Raw genomic sequence first — 16173 nt, 5'->3', positions numbered from 1 at the left:
CGCGATCCGCTTCGAGGACAAGAAGGGCGCGGAGCAGCTATGGCTGCATGCGCAGAAGGACCAGCTCACCGAGGTCGAGAACGACGAGGACAAGTGGGTGGGCAACGACCGGCGCAAGACCATCGACCGGGACGAGACGAACACCATCCACCGGGACCGCACGGAGACGGTGGACCGTGACGAGAAGATCACGGTGCACAACAACCGCACGGAGCGGGTGGACCACGACGAGACGATCTGGATCGGCGACAACCGAAAGGAAGATGTCGGCATCGACGAGACGGTCTCGATCGGCAACAACCGCAGCAAGACCATCGGCCGCAACGAGAAGGACAAGATCGGCAACAACTGGTCCATCAAGGTCGGCAAGATGAAGACGGAGACCATCGGCATCGCCTACATGCAGAACGTGGGCGTGGGGCGAATGGAGAACGTCGGCGTGGCCTACAACCTCAACGTAGGCGCCGTCATGGCCACGCTCGTGGGCAGCACGCAAAGCACCACGGTGGGCAGCAGCAAGAGCACCAGCGTGGGCGACAAGTACACGCTGACCGTGGGCGGTGGCGGTGGTTCCGCCGGAGGATCGGGCGCGCCCGGTGTGAAGCAGAACATCGTCGCCCCATCCGGCGGCAGTGGCGGCGCGAAGGGCGGTGGCGGCTCCAGCATCACGATGGACCCGGAATCCATCACGCTGAACGTGGGGCAGTCCAAGCTCGTGATGCGGCAGGACGGCACCATCACGCTCAACGGCCATGACCTCGTGGTTGGCATGACCGGCGAACAGGTCCTGAAGGCCGACGGGAACATCACCATGAAGGGGGCGAAGATCCTTGAAAACTGATCACACCCCCATCCCTGGCGCCACAGCGCCGGCCGTTGGCGCCGAGGCTGCGCCATCTGCATTCACGGCGCTGCTGCACAAGCCCCAGCAGGCCGTGCCTGGCGAAGGCGCATATCCGCGCGCCGACGGAATTGCCCTCGGCACGCTGGCGAGCGTGGGCGACGGCGGCCAGAGCCCATGCGTCGATATCCCCGCGCTCGGATTGGCGGGCCTGCCCGCACGCAGCATGGTGACGCTGCAGGCCGGCGAGATTGGCCGTTCGGTCGCCATCGGTTTCGAGGGAGCCCGCGCTGACCGGCCGATCATTCTCGGAATCCTGATGCCCGAGGCAGTGCCTACGCAAACCTCCGCTCCGAACGCCGTGGAAGTGAGCCGCGACGGGCAGCGGGTACGCATCGAAGCGGAAACCGAACTGGAACTGCGCTGCGGCGATGCCGCCATCCTCCTGACCGCCGACGGGCACGTCCATATCCGGGGTGCCTATGTGACCAGTCACGCGAGCGCGGGCCAGCGCATCCGCGGCGGCTCGGTGCAGATCAACTGAGCGCAGCCCATGCAAGTGGTCGCGAGCAGCCGATGGCTGCGCTCCGAGGTATTTCCGTCCGTCGATGTGTCCGGACGGGAGCATCTGGTCATCGTTACGAAGGGTGCGTGGAGCCTGCCGCAGGCCGGGCAGCGCCCACGTCCCGTGGAGCCTCCGCCCATTGCATGGTCGGATGAACACTACGGCGAGCCAGGCCTGTCCGCTGTGCGCTATCCCTCCGATGCCGTGCGCTTCAAGCCGTCCTGCGACGTGCTGTTCGACGCCCATGCCCATGCACCCGACGGCAAGGCCGTGGCCGCCTTGATGGTCGAGGCGCGCGTGGCGGGCATGTCCAAGCGCCTCAAGGTCTGGGGACGCCGCCGCTGGCAGCGCTTCCTCCTGACCTACGAGGCGTCCGCTCCCGAGCCCTTCACGTCCATGCCGCTGCACTTCGGCATGGCGTTCGGCGGCACGCGCACCCTCGCGAATGGAGAGGACGACGCAGACGTGTGCGACGACAACCCCGTGGGCCTGGGATGGGCCGGGCCCCGCTCCATCGGCCAGGCCAAGGACCAGCCGATGCCCTGCCTGGAATCGCTGGAGTGCCCCGTGCGCAGCCCGGAAGACACCGCGCCTGCCTGCGCGCTGAGTGCGCTGCCGGTGCACCATCCTTCTCGCCAGCGCCATGCCGGTACCTATGACGAGGCGTGGCGGCGGGACGTGTTCCCCTTCCTGCCCGAGGACTTCAACGACCTGTTCCACCAGAGTGCGCCCGAGGACCAGCGCATACCCTACCCGGTGGGAGGCGAAGAGGTGGCGCTCACCCACATGCTGGAGGGGCAGCCGCATGTGCGCTTCACCCTGCCGCCGCTGGACCAGTTGCAGATCCGCGTGCTGCGCAAGGACTACGGCATCGAGCAGCCGCGCGCGCTGGTCGATACGCTGTTTTTCGAGACCGAGGCGCGCCGCATGACGGCCGTGTGGCGGGCCAGCGTGCCCATCCGGCGCCGTATCCAGGAGTTCGACACCATTGCCATCGGCCCTGTCGATGAGGCCTGGTGGCGAGCACGCTCCCTGGGGCTGGAGGATGCGCATTGCGCCGGCTGCGGCCCCGCCGTGGGAGCGAGCGCATGACGCGGCCCACATCCTCCCCTCAGGACGGGCACGGGCTGCGTGTCGTCTCCGCCGGCATCTGCTGCGCCGTGGGCTACACCGCAGCGGCGGCCAGTTGCGCACTGCGCGCCGGCATGGACCATTTCCAGGAAAGCGACTTCCGCACGCGCAGCGGTGATCTCGTGCGCGTGGCCCGCCTGCCCGAGCCGCGCCTATGGGGCGCGCCGCGGCTGGCCGAATGGATGCGCCATGCCATGGAGGACTGCCTGGCGCATGCCGGCCCGTTGCCGGACGAACCCATGCCCTTGCTCCTGCTCTGCGCGGAACCCGAGCGCCCGGCGGCAGAGGACCGGCAGACCGTGCAGGCCGTGGCGCTGAGCCGGCCCGCGCTGGGGCGCCCGCTGCATTCCGCCTCCAGCGGTACGGCGACCGGCCGGGCGGGCCTTGCCGGCTGCCTGGCCCATGCCGACAAACTGCTGCGCGAAGGCGCGGCGCGGCATGTGATGGTGATGGGCTTCGACAGCTACCTCCACTCCGAGGTCATCAACCATTACCTCTCCCAGGACCGCTTGCTGGTGCCCGGCAACCGGGATGGTTTCATTCCCGGGGAGGCCGCCGCCGCTGTCCTGCTGGAACTGGCCCCACCCGAGACGCCGGGCCTGCACATTGCGGGCTGGGGCCAGGGCATGGAAGAAGGCCGGCCCGACGGCAGCGTGCCCAGCCGCTCGCGCGGGCTGACGCAGGCCCTGCGCACGGCCTTCGCACAGGCGGGCATCGACTGCAACGACCTGGCGTTCCGGCTCAGCGACCAGAACGGCGAGGGCTTCTTCGCTGGCGATGCCACCAACGCATTCACGCGCGTGGCAGTCGATGGCGGAACGTCGCCCATGGTGCTCACCACGGCCGATTGCACGGGCGAAGTGGGCGCAGCCACCGGCCCGCTCATGCTGGCGTGGCTGCACCACCTCCTGCCGCGCGCGGACGGCCCCGGCCATTGCGGTGCGCTGCACCTGGCCAACGACGAGGGGCTGCGGGCGGCCGTCGTCGTGCGCTACCAGCCACCCGCGCATTACTGATCCCGAGGAGCCCGCATGGAAACCCACGTGTACGCGAACGACGACGAGTTCTGCTCGCAGGCTGCCGATGGCAAGGCCGCTGCGTGCTTCCCGGATGTTTGCCACAGCCCGCCCAAGCCGCCGAAGATCGGCATTCCGCTGCCATACCCGAACACGGCGTTTGCGCGCGACCTGGCCAACGGCAGCACCACGGTGTTCGTGTGCGGCACGCCCATCTGCAAGAAGGATGTGTCGTATCTCGCGACCAGCACGGGCGACGAGCCCGCCACCACGAAATTCCGCAAGGGCGTGGTGACCGAGGTCATCCAGGGGCGCTGCTACTTCGTGGACTGGTCGCCCGACGTGAAGGTCGAAGGCCTGAACGTGTGCCGCCACACCGATCCCACGACCCACAACCACAAGACCTGACGCACTCGCATGGCTCCTCGCACCAAACCGGGCGGCAGAAGTGGCGGTTCCAGCCGCAGCAGCCGTCCCGCCGCCAGCCAGAAAGGCGCGCCGAACACGCGCCGGCACGTCTACATCGATACGGCCGCCGCCAAGGGCAATTGCGCCAAGGACGTTGGCGCGATCGAGAAGAAATGCGCGGAAGAGACCCCGACGGAAAAGCAAAGCCGGCAGAAGTCGGCCCCCGGCCCGCTGGGCAAGCTGAAGCTGCCCACCCACAGCGGCAAGGCCGCCAATCCGGATGCCCAATGGATCAACGACCATTGCGAATTCCTGATGATCAAGCCCAGCAGCCCGGACGAGATGTTCAAGGATCTGCAGAACATCCCCGCGCAGATGGCGGACGATTTGGGGATGAAGGCCCTGGAAGCCGTGGAGGCCAAGGCCAAGGAAAAGCTCGAAACCGCCGTAAAGCACAAACTGGAAAAGATGGCCGCCAAGCAGGTTGCCGTACGTGGTGGCTCGTTCCTTTTCGGGCCAGAGGTAGGCGTTCCCGTCAACGCCCTCATGTTCCTTATAGGTGCTGACGACGCAGTTGACGCTGCGAAAGAGTTCCCGGAACTGAAACGAGAAGTCGAGCAGGCGGCGGCCAAGATCAAGGATGCCAAGGCGCAGATCTCCGACATCCAGGGGCAACTGGACAAGTACAAGAATCCGGACGGCAGCTACAACAAGCAGAAGATGGTCACCGACATGATGACGGCGGCCGCAAAGCTCAATCCGTGCATCAGGGCGCGTCGATGTGCCATGGTGCCTTACAAGGAAACGAAGAATCCGCTTGCTGGCAGGGACGGGAAGGGTTGCTGCCCGGGACAGACTGGGCACCATGCGCTGCCAGAAGCGATGTTTGACGGCTGCCCTGGATATGACCATGACGCCGCGCCAACGATTTGCGTAGAAGGAACAAACAATAACCACGGATCGCATGGCACAGCTCATAACAAGCTGGAAGATGAGCTGAACAAAATCGGCTTCCCCGATGGCGCTCAAATCACCAAGGAAAAAGCAATTCAAGCTGGAGCGAAATCCGTCAACGCCGCATTCCCCGAGTCCGGCTGCGATGTCAGATGCATTGAATCTCAGTTGCACGCTTATTACGACAAACTCAACTGCATGCCCAAAAGCGCATCGGGAAAATCGACAGGGAATAAGCAAGGCGGGAAAGCTGGCTCCCAAAGCAAAAGCAGCAAGAAAGGAAGATAAAAGATGGGAATGCAAATTACCCCAGAGGAACGCGAGTCGGCCCTCAAGGGCTTTTTTATTGCTGACTGCGCGGTTCGTGATGCCAGCACTTTCGCCTTTCTTCTGCTCCAAGATCAGGCCGATGCGGCGGGCGGTGATAAGCGGCTCTTGACATACTTCCCTCATGACGAGGACGAACGGCTAGATTGGACGACGTACGAGGGTTTCTCGGGCCCAAAGCTCGCAACCTCTACAACCCCAAAAAATCAAGCAGTCATGGTTTCTCGGAATCGTCTTGTTGCCGCACTGGGCGGCGGTGATGACGATATGGAGGCGCCGATTTCTAAAGAGACTATATTCTCTTGCTTTGATCTCGTGACCATTAACGGAAGCATCTATGCCGCAGGCCCGTGGCGTACTGCTTGCAAGAGGGTCGGCCCCAACCAGTGGGAAAGTCTGGTCGGCGATAGAAGCACGTTGCCCCTACCTCCGAAAGTTGGAGCAAGCAACGATGGCGGATTTGACGCCATTGATGGCTTTAGCGCCACCGATATCTATTGCGTTGGTGGCAAGGGAGACGCATGGCGCTATGACGGCCAACGCTGGTACCAATGCGTGGTGCCCACGAACATGTACTTCGAGAGCGTCTGCTGCGCTGGCGATGGCTATGTGTACATCGGCATGCAGAGCGGCTCCGTCATGCGCGGCCGGGAGGACTCTTGGGAAATCATCCACCGCGACGAGATGACGCTGGCCTTTAAAGACATGGTCTGGTACGACGGAAAGGTGTGGTGCACGTCGGACTACGGCCTGTGGGTGATCGAGAACGGCAAGCTCAAGGAGGCAGACGTTCCGCCTGAGGTGACTTCCTGCTCGGGCAACCTGTCGGTGGGCGATGGCGTGATGCTGCTGGCAGGCATGTACGGCGCCACGGTGTATGACGGGCGCGAATGGCAGCGGATTCTGTGATGGACCCCGTGGTGCGGCCCGCGCCAGCGCCCGTGATTCCCGCGCTGGTCGCCCGGCACGCGGGTGATGCGGCGTTCTACTGGCAGCAGCACGATGCGTCCCTGGGCGCGCCGCTGGTGGGCCTGCCGCAGATCCTGGAATACGGCCGGCTGCTGGATGCCCACCTGGACGGATTGCGAGTGGACGGCGATGCAGGCTGGGCCGCAGCGCTCAACGAACTGAAGCGCTGGAACGGCGCGCCGGAGGTGTTCGTCACGACGCTGCTCGCGCTCGAGTCCCAGGCCAGCGGGGATCGGCTGGCGGGCATGTGGGCCATCGCGAGTACGCGGCCCGAGCGCACGCTGCGCGGCCTGGTGTCGGCCCTGGCATGGCACGAGGACCCTGCGCCGGCGCTGGTGTGGTTGCGGCATTGGCTTGGCCATGGCGATGGCGTACCCGTGCCGCTGCAGGTCGCATGCTGGCGCGCTCTGGCCTTGCGCGGGCGCGGCGTTGGAGACGGGGAGGGTCGGCGCTTTGCAGGGTTACTGCCCGCCACACTGGCTGCGCCGGATGTCCACTTGCGAGCGGCGGCCTGCAGGTTCACTGCGGTGTGGGATGCCGGGCGACTTTCAGCGATGCTGCAGGATCCCGAGGTGGCGGTGCGTGCGGAGGCTGCGATCGGGCTCTTGGATGCGTCCGCCTCTGCCTCCGCTGCCGGGGAAGCTCCGCATCCGGCTGGCCGCATGCGGGGCGTGGAAGTCCTGTGGCTGGCCTGCCATGCGCTGGCGCAGTCCCTGCCCACGCTGTCGGGCTGGTACCGGCACCGCGCCGAGCATCGGCTGACGCGCTGGGTGAAGGAGTTGGCCATGGCCGCTCCGCTGGGGCACCCCGGCGTGGCGCGGCTGCTGGAATTGCTGCCGCCCCGGCTGGGGTTGTGGTTCGTGCTCCACCATGCGGACGCCTGCTATCTGCCCTGGGTGGAGCAGCGAACGACGAAGGAGCATTCCCCATGCGGCTGGATCCCTGGGATGACGCGGCGCGCATCGCCGAGCGGCTGGCCCTGCCCGGTGCGAAGCTGATCGTGCTCGTGGGTGCGGCAGGCTGGTGCGAAAAGTGCCGCCAGGCGCTGCCGGCTTTCGATGCGCGGGCGCGTGTGGCACCACCGAATGAAACCCATGTGTGGATGGATCTCGAAGAGCATGCGGGACTGCTCGGTGCCTGGATTCCTGAAACGCTGCCAGTTGAGCTGGTTTACGAGAACGGCCGCCAAGCGGCACACCGCTACTGGGAGCAAGGAGCATCAGACGCAGGGTCTGTGCCGGGGATGATTGCCGAAGCGCCGGACCTGTGGCGCGCACTCAGCCATCGTGACTGGGCTGAGGAGCAAGGCTCTTGAACAGGGTCGCGAGTCACGGGTCATTTCAGATCGTTTGCAGATGAGTGGACAAAACGCCAAAGAGAAAATCTACGGCCTTGGTTCCCGGTTCGACACCGACGGACAGCTACGCAGTTGGGCCGTGTCCATCCGGCGCCAGGGGCGCACCTTCCAACGCACTTTCTCGGTGGCTCGCTATGGATCTCCCGAACAGGCAAAAGCGGCCGCCCTGGCGTACCGCGACGAGGTGTTGCGAATGTTTCCCCCGATGAGCAGGCGGGAGTTCGGCACCATCGTGCGCTCGAACAACACTTCGGGGGTTCCTGGAGTATCGCGACGCATCAAAGATGGCGTGGCTTATTGGTCAGCCATGGTGTATCACGCGGGTGGCCGAACAAAAGTGCGTTCGTTCTCCGTCAAGGAGTGGGGAGAGGACATCGCAAAGGCAAAAGCGATCGCGACCCGCTTGAGCATGCTGAGAGATGTTCCCGGATGGATCACCCACCAACCGGACACGGCTGTGGCAGGCTTGGTCCCGCCGCCGCTAGTAGTCTGCTCGCGGGCACCCGTTGAAACTAACGGTTCCAGACGCCGGGACCCATCCCCAGAACGGCGCGTGTACAGGCAGCCGCTTCGATGGAAAACCAAGGATGGTTGGAAGACTGGCGCGACCTGGATTGCGGAGTACACGGCCGAAGACGGCTGCGTGAAGCGACGCTCGTTTTCCGTACGCAAGCATGGCGAAGAAGGAGCTCGAAACTTGGCACAGGCACAACGCAAGGCTTGGGTAGACAACCTCCAAACGTGCAGCCCTCGCTCTGCTATGCGGCCTTCACCTGACGCTCTGGTTCAGGCGTCGCGGCCCGCCTAGCGTTGGCTTCTACGGCCTATTCACAAATAGCGCTTCGATTGCGCGAGTACTGAGGAACAAGATGCGCAGGATGCATACAACTCCACACCCGGGCCTGACGCTGCGAGATGATTTTTTGCCAGCCCTGGGCATGAGTGTCACGAACGCCGCAGACGCCTTGGGTGTCACGCGCCAAGCTCTATCGCGCGTTCTGAATGGTGCGGCTGCGATATCTCCAGAAATGGCTTTGCGCCTGGAACGTTGGCTGGGAGCCGAGCATGGAGGACGGGCTGACGTTTGGCTTGACATGCAAGTCGCGCACGATCTCTGCATTACGGAGCAGAAAGCCAGAGCGCTCATCAACAAAGTCAAGCCGCTATCGGTATCGGCGCTGGTGGCCGCTCGAGTTCTAAAGGCAATGTGACCATGCGACTCACTCGCCAACACCTATGGCAAGGTGTCGAATGTTCCAGGCGTGGTCAACGTCAGCGCCGAGTTGACCCGAAGTGGAGACACCGAGATTCTTATTTAATTTTGCTTTTTTCACTAAATTCTCAAATAGCGTTTTGGATTACAGGCGGCTCGCCCCCGCGCCCCGGAGAAATCTCGATCGCCCACCATGGGGTGCTCTTCCTGGACGAATTCCCCGAATACGCCCGCAGCGCGCTCGAAGCGCTGCGCGAGCCGCTGGAGACGGGCCGCATCACGATCGCACGGGCCGCACGCCGCGCGGATTTTCCCGCGCGCTTCCAGCTGGTCGCGGCGATGAACCCCTGCCCCTGCGGCTACCTGGGCTCGGGCCAGCGCGCCTGCCGCTGCACGCCCGACCAGATCGACCGCTACCAGGCCAAGCTGAGCGGCCCGCTGCTGGACCGCATCGACCTGCATGTGGAGGTGCCTGCCCTGCCGGCCGATGAACTGCTGGCCACCGCGCCCGTCGAATCCTCGGCGGCCGTGCGCGAGCGCGTCGCCGCCGCCCGCGAACGGGCCGTGGCGCGCCAGGGCAAGCCCAACCAGGCGCTGCAGGGCCGCGAGATCGACGAGCAGTCGGGCCTGGACGATGCGGCCGCCCGGTTCCTGCAGGCCGCGGCCACGCGCCTGGGCTGGTCGGCGCGCAGCACGCACCGGGCCCTCAAGGTGGCCCGCACCATCGCCGACCTGGCGGGCGAGGAGCGCATCGGGCCGGCGCAGGTGGCGGAGGCGGTGCAGTACCGGCGGGTGCTGCGCAGCGCCGCCTGAGTGCGCACGGGGCCCCTGTCGCCAGGCTCATCCCGCGGCACGTCCGCGGGACGGGTCCATCCCAGTCCGGAAAGCACCAAAGGAGAACAGTGCGTCATAGAGGATCGGGATCAGGCCCAAAGTGACCAGCGTGCCCAGCGCCAGCCCCCCGATCATCGTGATCGCCATGCCCGTCCACAGCGGGCCGGCGAACAGCATCAGCGGAATCAGCCCGACGATGCAGGTCAGCTTGGTCATCACGATGGGCCGCAGGCGCTTGACCGCCGCCGAGACCACCGCCTCGCGCCGGGCCAGGCCCGCGGCCAGCTCGGCCTCGATCCGCTCCAGCAGGAGCACCGCGTTGTTGACGATGATGCCGGCCAGCGCCAGCAGCCCGAAGGTCGCCATGAAGCCGAACGGGTAGCCCGTGATCCAGAGCGCCGCGGCTGCGCCGATGAGCACGAACGGGATGCTGGCGATCACGATGAACAGCTTGCGGAACGAATTGAACTGCCAGATGAAGAGCAGCAATATGGCGCCCAGCGCATGGGGCATGTACTGCAGCAGGGCCTGATTGGCTTCGGCGGAGTCTTCGATCTCGCCGCCCAGCTCGATGCGGTAGCCCGGCGGAAGGGTGATCTGCGCCACCCTGGTCCGCAACGCCGCCACGATCTCACCGGTGGTCAGCGAGGCGTTGTGGCCCGTGACCGTCAAGGCGCGTCCCAAGTTGCGCCGAACGATGGCGGAGGGTTCGCTGGCGCCGCTCACCTGGGCGATCGCCGAGAGCGGCACGGGTGCGCCGCCACCCGGTGGATATACCAGGGTGTCCGCCAGCGTACCGCGGGCGTCGCGGTCGGCCGCGTCGCCGCGCAACACGATCGGCGCAGAGGCGCCGTCGTCGCGGATGGCCGAAGCGGTGATTCCGCCATATCGCCACTGCAGTGTCTGCGCGACGTCCTCGCTGCTCAAGCCGGCGCGGCGTGCACGCAGCGGATCCACCTGCACGACGTAGCGCGGCACACGGGCCATCCAGTCGTCATACACGTCCCCTGCGCCAGGCAGGCTGGCCAGCGCCTGGGCGATCTGCCCGCCGACGCTGCGCAGCGTCGCTTCGTCGGGGCCGACCACCCGGTAGATGGCCACGCCGGCCTCCGTGGTGCCCAGGGAGAAGCGCTTGGGCTCCGCCCGGACATGGGGAAACGCTTCGCGCAGATGCTGGCGCGTGCGCGCGATCACCTGGTCGATGTCGGTACCGGGGCGCACGCTGACCGTGAAATACGCGATGTTCGCCGCCGGCAGCGGGGGCGCCAGGCCCAGCACGATGCGCGGGCCGCCGTCGGCGACGTAGCCGATGCTGTCCACGACTTCCGGGTTGGCGCGCGTGTCGGCGAACCAGCGGCCCATCTGCCCCACGGTGCGAAGCGTCTCGCGCGAGTCGCTGCCCGGCTGCAGGGTCACGGGCATTTGGAACTGCAGGCGATCGGACCGCGGCAGGAAGTCATGCGGAATCGAGGCCAGGATCGCCACCGCACCCGCCAGCAGGACCAGCATGCTGCCGACGAAGAGCGCCTTGTGCTGCAGCAAGCGGGAGATGACGGCGCGGTAACCCCGGTAGAAGGCGGAGTCGTAGTGGCCTTCGCCTTCGGCATGGCCCGCGTGGGGCCGGGCGAAATGGAAGCACAGCAGCGGCGTCACCGTGATGCTGAGCAGCCAGGACCCGAGCAGGGTCACGGCCAGCACGATCGCCAGCGAGCGCAGGTACTCGTTGGTCGATGTCTGACCGAAGAAGAAGGGCGAGAAGGCCAGCACGATCACCAGCGAGGAGGTCAGCAACGGCACCGCCAGCGTGCGCCCGGCCTCGATGCAGGCATGCCGGCGCTCTTCGCCGCTGGCGAGGCGCCGCTCCATGTCCTCCGCGATCACGATGCCGTTGTCCACCAGGAGGCCCAGCGCCAGGATGATCGCGGCGATCGACACGGTCTGCAGCTCCACGCCCAGCCCCCGCATGGCGATGAGCGAGCCGAGGATCGTGAGCGGCACGATGGCGCCCACGATCAGGCCGGTGCGCCACCCCAGGAACAGCATCACCACGGCCATGACGATGACCACCGTCTCGCCCATCACGTGGTGCATCTTGTCCATCTCGCGCTCGACGACATCGGGCTGGAACGTGACCACGTGCTGCTCGAAGCCGACCGGCAGCATCCGCCCGGTCTCCTGCAGTCTGGCGCGCAGCGCCTGGCCGAAAGCCCCGATGTTGTAGCCCTTGGCCATCGACACGGCCACGACCACCGCGGGCTGGCCCTGGTATATGGCCGCGCTTTCCGGCGGGTCGGCGGGCATCACCTGCACGCGGGCCAAATCGCCCAGCGGCATCTCGCGCGTACCGCCCGCGGCGGGAACCGAGACCAGCGTCTGGCGCAGGTCTTCGGCACTGCGGATCTCGCCCGACGTGGCGACCGTCATGGCCAGCCCGGAGGCGGACACGAGCCCGCCCGGGGTGACGACGTTCTGCGCCTGCAGTTGCCGCACCAGAGCCGCCGGCGCGAGGCCCGCCGCGGCCAGGCGGGCACGGTCGAAGGACACGTAGACCCGGTCTTCCTGCAGGCCGTGGATGCTCACTTTTTCCACGCCGGGAAGCGTGTAGAGCTGCTCGCGCAGGCTTCGGATGGGGCCGCGCATCTCGCTCATCGAGAAGCCCGGCGCGGTGACCGCGACAGAAGCCACGGCCACGCGGCCGAAGTCATCGTCGACGAACGGCCCGAGCGTTCCTGTGGGCAGCGCTGCGCCGGCCTCGCCGGACTTGGCGCGCACGCGCTGCCACAGTCCGGGCAGGTCCTTCACGTCGTCATAGGCCGTCAACTGCAGGATGGCGCTGCCCGGACGCACGGTGGTCACGATCTTCTTCAGGCCGGCCACCTCTCGCAAACGCTCTTCCAGCGGCTTGGCGAGCAGGGTTTCGACCTGTTCGGCAGGCATGCCCGCCATGGCGACGGACACCAGGGCATCCCGCACGGTGACCGAGGGCTCTTCCTGCGAAGGGAAATGGAGGAAGGTGAAGACACCGCCCAACAGCAGCAGCACGGCTGCAAAAAAGGTGAGGCGGCTGGCGCCCATGGCAGTGCGGGTCAGGTTCACGAGCCACCTCCATCGGCCAGGCGCGATTCGGACCGGAAGGGCTGCACCTTCTGGCCGTCGGCCAGGAACGCCGCGCCCGCCACCACGACCCGGTCGCCCTTCTTCACGCCCGCGGCCAGTTGCACGCGCTCGCCCTCCACGGGACCGAGTTCCACGGCCTGTTGCCGGACCGTTCCGGCCTGGGGGTCGTAGAGGTAGACGGCACCACGGCCCTGCGCAGGCTGGAGAAGCACGGCCGCCAGCGGCACGGAAAGGGGCCGCTCCGGGCCCGCCAACGCCAGCAGCAGGCTGTCTCCGCTGCGAAGGGGCCCCGCCGCCCGTGCGATGTCGAAGAGCACCTGCACGCTCCCCGCGGTGTCCAGCCGCTCGGAGACGCTGCGCACGCGTAGAACGATGGGCCGCGGGGTCTCGGCGCGTTGCGCCGGGACTTCCTGCCCGGGGGCCAGCGTCCGGGCGGTGTCCTGCGGCAGATAGGCCGTGGCCTGCGGCCGGCCCTGCCCTTCGATCTGCAGCACCGCCTGGCCGGCAGCGGCATCTGCCGCCGGCTGCAGCAGCCGGGCCACGACGCTGCCGTCGAACGGCGCGCGCAGTGCGGCCTGGCCCAGCGCCCGCTGTGCCAGCGCACGGTCTGCGCCGGCCACCTCCCACTGGGCCTGGGCCGTGTCCAGCGCCACGCGGGCGCTCGTGAGCGTGGCCTGGGAGATGGCGCCGTCAGCGAACATCGCCTGCTGCTGGTCGAGCTGGGAGAGGCGCTCGGCACGCTGCGCCGCCGCGGAACGGAGGCTGGCCTCTGCCTGCTGGAGCCGCAGGCGGATCGGCTGCTCGTCCAGACGGGCCAGCACCTGCCCCTGCCGGACCCGGTCACCGACGTCCACGCCGATGGCGGCAACGCGGCCCCCGGCCTCGAAAGCCAGCGAAGCGCGCTGCTCCTGGCGCACGCTCGCCACGAAGCGGGCCTGTGACTGGCCGGCGAGACCGATGGTTTCGAGCTTGACCGCGCGCGGGCTATCGACCGGTGGCAGGGCGCGCTCGCCGCAGCCGGTCAGCCAGGCCGCCGTGCAGAGGCCGGCAGCACAAAGAAAAAGGCGGAGTTTCACGGGGAATCCTGGGCGTGCGCCGATCAGTACGAATAGGTCAGCGCCGCGGTCGCGGCCACGGTGTTGTCCTGCTTCACGACCGGGCTCCGGGCGGCGTTGTCGAGATAGTGGGTTCCCACCACCTGCAGCGTGCCAGCCCAGTGCGGCGCGAAGCGGTGCTCCCACTGCATGCCCACCGAACCCGCATACAGGCCCGCTCCGGTCGTGAAGGCCTGCAAGCCGGTACGGCCGGCCTGTGCCGCGGTAACACCGAAGTACGCCTGGTTGAAGCGGCGATCGCCGCCATGGGCATCCAGCGACGCCGAGACAGTGTCGCTGCCGGTCTGGAGCAACTGCACCTCCATGCCCACGCGGTAGCGGTTGCGCCGCGCTGTGTCGCGCAGCGCGAACTCGGCCTCCGCGCTGAGGGACAGCCGCGAGCCGATCTGCTGCACCAGCAAAGTGCGCGCGGTCACCGAGCCGGGAACGCGGCCCATCCCCAGCAGCTTGGCCGATCCGGGCCGCCAGTTGCTGTCGCGCTCCTGCCGCCCCAGGTCGTAGTGGATCGACTGGGAGAGGTACAGGCCGGAATCGAACTGGTACTGCAGTCCCAGCCCGCGCGAGGTGTCGGCGAACAGGATGCCGCGCTGCACCGACAGGACGGGCACGGGGAGCATGCGCGCATCGCCGGAGCCGGCGTAGCGCGGCGCCCAGGCCGCACCAGCACCGATCGCCAGCTCCGTCTTATCGCCGAATAGCGAATCCTGTGCAGCCAGGGCAGGGCCTGCCGTCGCCAGCAGGGCCAGCACCACCGAACCGGCATGACCGATCCGGGCGGAACGAAGAAGGAACAAGGGTGGCATGGGGAGGACTCCTGGGACGGTTTAGAGGGAAGAAGGAAGGGGCACGCCATAGAAGGCACGAAACAAGTCGATGCGGTTCAGCGCCAGGCTGCGCTGGGCCTGCAGCCGGGACATCGCCGATTGCTCCGCGGCGATGCGCTCCGACAGCAGTTCGGTGCGGTCGGCCTGCTGCGCCTGGGTGCGCCGCGCCCAGCGATCCACGCGGCTTTGCACCCGCGCGTCCTGGTCCGTCTGGCGGCGCAGGGCCTCCACCAGCGTGGTGTGCGCATCGAGCGCATCGGCGACTTCACGGAAGGCCACCTGCACCGCTCTCTCGTACTCGGCCACACCGGCCTGCTGCCGGGTCCACGCCAGGTCGAGGTTCGCGCGGTTGCGGCCGCCATCGAAGATCGGCAGCGCCAGTTGCGGCATGAACGACCACACCCCCGTGCCGCTGCCGAACAGGCCGCCCAGGCTCTGGCTGGCCGTGCCCACCGAGGTGGTCAACCGGATGGACGGGAAGAACGCTGCCCGCGCGGCGCCGATGTCGGCATGGGCCGCCTGCAGCTCCGCCTCCGCCTGGCGGATGTCGGGACGCAGCAGAAGCTTCTGCGAGTCGAGGTCGCGCAGCGCGTCGAGCGGGGCCTGCGGCCCGGCCAGCGCCTCCATGCCGCCGCCGTCGGGAACGACGTCATAGCCCGCCAGCACCTGAAGCGCGCGCAAGGCCGCGCGCTGGGCGTCGGCCGCCTCCAGGGCCGCCACGCGCGCCTGGTCGGACCGGGCCTGCTGCCGGTGCAGGTCGTCCCGCGAGATCAACCCCACCTCGTGGCGACGCACGGCAAAGCGCAGCATGCTGGCGCTGTCGGCATCGATGGCTTGCGCGTGCTCCCGTTCCTGGGCCGCGGCCCGCTCCATGGCGTATGCCCGCAGCACCTCGGCGATCAACGCGCCGCGGGCGGCCTCCTGCCCCCGGCGGGAGGCCAGGAAACGCTCCCGGGCAGCATCCGAGAGCGACTTCACCCGGCCGAAAAAGTCCAACTCGAAATCCCCGATGCCCAGCGTCGCGGTGCGCAGGTTCTGCTGGTAGCGCGCATCGAGGTCGGCGTTGTCGAACCTCTGGCGGGCCTGTGCCAGGCCCGCGCTGAGCGTGGGCAGGCTGTCGGCACGCTGGATGCGGTATTGGGCACGGGCCGCGTCCACCCGAAGCGCAGCCAGGCGGAAATCGGGGCTGTGGGCCAGCGCGCGGGACACCAGCGGCGCGAGGTCGCGATCGGGTGCGAACGCGGCCAGGAACGCCATCTCCTCGGTGTGGATCTCGGCGCCGGCCCCCGTGCCGCGGGTCGCTGCGGCCAGCGTGTCGCCGGAGAACGTGGAGGGCACGGGCACGATGGGGCGCTCGTAGACCGGTGCCAGCGAGCACCCCCAGAGCGCCCACACGGCCAGCCAAGGCATCACCCAAACGCACGCACGCCGATACCGGTGGCCGATGAAGTGTGGAATCATGATCATGGGTCTGTCGTGTCGAACGGGACCGCAGTGTCATG

General features: G+C 67.4%; 14 protein-coding genes and 1 pseudogene. 11 read left to right on the top strand and 4 right to left on the bottom strand.

Annotated elements, in window-relative coordinates; all coding sequences use genetic code 11:
* The 11 genes and pseudogenes from BLR05_RS23545 to BLR05_RS23490 all read left to right on the top strand — a co-directional run.
* A partial coding sequence (locus BLR05_RS23545; protein WP_434802840.1) for a bacteriophage T4 gp5 trimerization domain-containing protein occupies nt 1-841 on the top strand: 841 nt, incomplete at its 5' end.
* Nucleotides 831-1385 (top strand): DUF6484 domain-containing protein, encoded by a 555-nt coding sequence (locus BLR05_RS23540; protein ID WP_208606020.1) that lies wholly within the window; start codon nt 831-833, stop codon nt 1383-1385. The genes BLR05_RS23545 and BLR05_RS23540, both read left to right, overlap by 11 nt.
* A gap of 9 nt (nt 1386-1394) precedes the next feature.
* Complete coding sequence (locus tag BLR05_RS23535) at nt 1395-2498, top strand: DUF2169 family type VI secretion system accessory protein (protein WP_092835476.1); 1104 nt, start codon at nt 1395-1397, stop codon at nt 2496-2498.
* Nucleotides 2495-3553, top strand: a complete 1059-nt coding sequence (locus BLR05_RS23530; protein ID WP_092835474.1) for a hypothetical protein — start codon at nt 2495-2497, stop codon at nt 3551-3553. The genes BLR05_RS23535 and BLR05_RS23530 overlap by 4 nt, the downstream gene beginning before the upstream one ends.
* A 15-nt stretch (nt 3554-3568) precedes the next feature.
* On the top strand, nt 3569-3961 hold the full coding sequence (locus BLR05_RS23525; protein ID WP_026434176.1) for a DUF4150 domain-containing protein: 393 nt from the start codon (nt 3569-3571) through the stop codon (nt 3959-3961).
* Nucleotides 3962-3970: 9 nt separating this feature from the next.
* A complete protein-coding gene (locus BLR05_RS23520) occupies nt 3971-5203 on the top strand; it encodes an HNH/endonuclease VII fold toxin-2 domain-containing protein (protein WP_092839724.1) in 1233 nt (410 codons plus the stop codon).
* A gap of 3 nt (nt 5204-5206) precedes the next feature.
* Nucleotides 5207-6151 carry a hypothetical protein gene (locus BLR05_RS27340; RefSeq protein ID WP_225979051.1) on the top strand — a complete coding sequence of 315 codons (945 nt, stop codon included), beginning with the start codon at nt 5207-5209 and terminating at the stop codon, nt 6149-6151.
* A complete protein-coding gene (locus BLR05_RS23510; protein WP_143015994.1) occupies nt 6133-7209 on the top strand; it encodes a hypothetical protein in 1077 nt (358 codons plus the stop codon). Before BLR05_RS27340 ends, BLR05_RS23510 begins: the two co-directional genes overlap by 19 nt.
* Nucleotides 7140-7526, top strand: coding sequence for a hypothetical protein (locus BLR05_RS23505; RefSeq protein ID WP_092839718.1), 387 nt, complete (start codon nt 7140-7142; stop codon nt 7524-7526). The genes BLR05_RS23510 and BLR05_RS23505 overlap by 70 nt, the downstream gene beginning before the upstream one ends.
* Nucleotides 7527-8437: 911 nt before the next feature.
* Nucleotides 8438-8779: a HigA family addiction module antitoxin gene (locus BLR05_RS23495; RefSeq protein WP_092839712.1), complete on the top strand. Its 342-nt coding sequence runs from the start codon at nt 8438-8440 to the stop codon at nt 8777-8779.
* Nucleotides 8780-8925: 146 nt separating this feature from the next.
* Nucleotides 8926-9594: pseudogene (locus BLR05_RS23490) on the top strand (ATP-binding protein); the annotation flags it as partial.
* Between the two features lie 27 nt (nt 9595-9621).
* On the opposite strand, the gene BLR05_RS23485 reads toward BLR05_RS23490, so the two are convergent.
* From BLR05_RS23485 to BLR05_RS23470, 4 genes are read right to left on the bottom strand one after another with little or no spacing between them, the layout of a single operon-like run.
* Nucleotides 9622-12711 carry an efflux RND transporter permease subunit gene (locus tag BLR05_RS23485; RefSeq protein WP_092839709.1) on the bottom strand — a complete coding sequence of 1030 codons (3090 nt, stop codon included), beginning with the start codon at nt 12709-12711 and terminating at the stop codon, nt 9622-9624.
* Nucleotides 12708-13808 carry an efflux RND transporter periplasmic adaptor subunit gene (locus BLR05_RS23480; protein ID WP_092839706.1) on the bottom strand — a complete coding sequence of 367 codons (1101 nt, stop codon included), beginning with the start codon at nt 13806-13808 and terminating at the stop codon, nt 12708-12710. The genes BLR05_RS23485 and BLR05_RS23480 overlap by 4 nt, the downstream gene beginning before the upstream one ends.
* Before the next feature lie 23 nt (nt 13809-13831).
* The gene (locus tag BLR05_RS23475; RefSeq protein ID WP_092839703.1) at nt 13832-14650 is read right to left on the bottom strand and encodes a MipA/OmpV family protein; all 819 of its coding nucleotides are present in this window, start codon (nt 14648-14650) and stop codon (nt 13832-13834) included.
* A gap of 21 nt (nt 14651-14671) precedes the next feature.
* The gene (locus tag BLR05_RS23470) at nt 14672-16138 is read right to left on the bottom strand and encodes an efflux transporter outer membrane subunit (RefSeq protein WP_208606057.1); all 1467 of its coding nucleotides are present in this window, start codon (nt 16136-16138) and stop codon (nt 14672-14674) included.
* Nucleotides 16139-16173: the final 35 nt, after the last annotated feature.

The sequence above is a fragment of the Paracidovorax cattleyae genome, assembly GCF_900104515.1.
GTDB lineage: Bacteria > Pseudomonadota > Gammaproteobacteria > Burkholderiales > Burkholderiaceae_C > Paracidovorax > Paracidovorax cattleyae.
This window is presented reverse-complemented; position numbering and strand designations above follow the sequence as displayed.

What these genes read in the sequence shown, in the direction of transcription:
- BLR05_RS23535 (WP_092835476.1), top strand. Translation starts at nt 1,395, where the DNA reads ATGCAAGTGGTCGCGAGCAGCCGATGGCTGCGCTCCGAGGTATTTCCG.
- BLR05_RS23530 (WP_092835474.1), top strand. Translation starts at nt 2,495, where the DNA reads ATGACGCGGCCCACATCCTCCCCTCAGGACGGGCACGGGCTGCGTGTC.
- BLR05_RS23525 (WP_026434176.1), top strand. Translation starts at nt 3,569, where the DNA reads ATGGAAACCCACGTGTACGCGAACGACGACGAGTTCTGCTCGCAGGCT.
- BLR05_RS23520 (WP_092839724.1), top strand. Translation starts at nt 3,971, where the DNA reads ATGGCTCCTCGCACCAAACCGGGCGGCAGAAGTGGCGGTTCCAGCCGC.
- BLR05_RS27340 (WP_225979051.1), top strand. Translation starts at nt 5,207, where the DNA reads ATGGGAATGCAAATTACCCCAGAGGAACGCGAGTCGGCCCTCAAGGGC.
- BLR05_RS23510 (WP_143015994.1), top strand. Translation starts at nt 6,133, where the DNA reads ATGGCAGCGGATTCTGTGATGGACCCCGTGGTGCGGCCCGCGCCAGCG.
- BLR05_RS23505 (WP_092839718.1), top strand. Translation starts at nt 7,140, where the DNA reads ATGCGGCTGGATCCCTGGGATGACGCGGCGCGCATCGCCGAGCGGCTG.
- BLR05_RS23495 (WP_092839712.1), top strand. Translation starts at nt 8,438, where the DNA reads ATGCGCAGGATGCATACAACTCCACACCCGGGCCTGACGCTGCGAGAT.
- BLR05_RS23475 (WP_092839703.1), bottom strand. Translation starts at nt 14,650, where the DNA reads ATGCCACCCTTGTTCCTTCTTCGTTCCGCCCGGATCGGTCATGCCGGT.
- BLR05_RS23470 (WP_208606057.1), bottom strand. Translation starts at nt 16,138, where the DNA reads ATGATCATGATTCCACACTTCATCGGCCACCGGTATCGGCGTGCGTGC.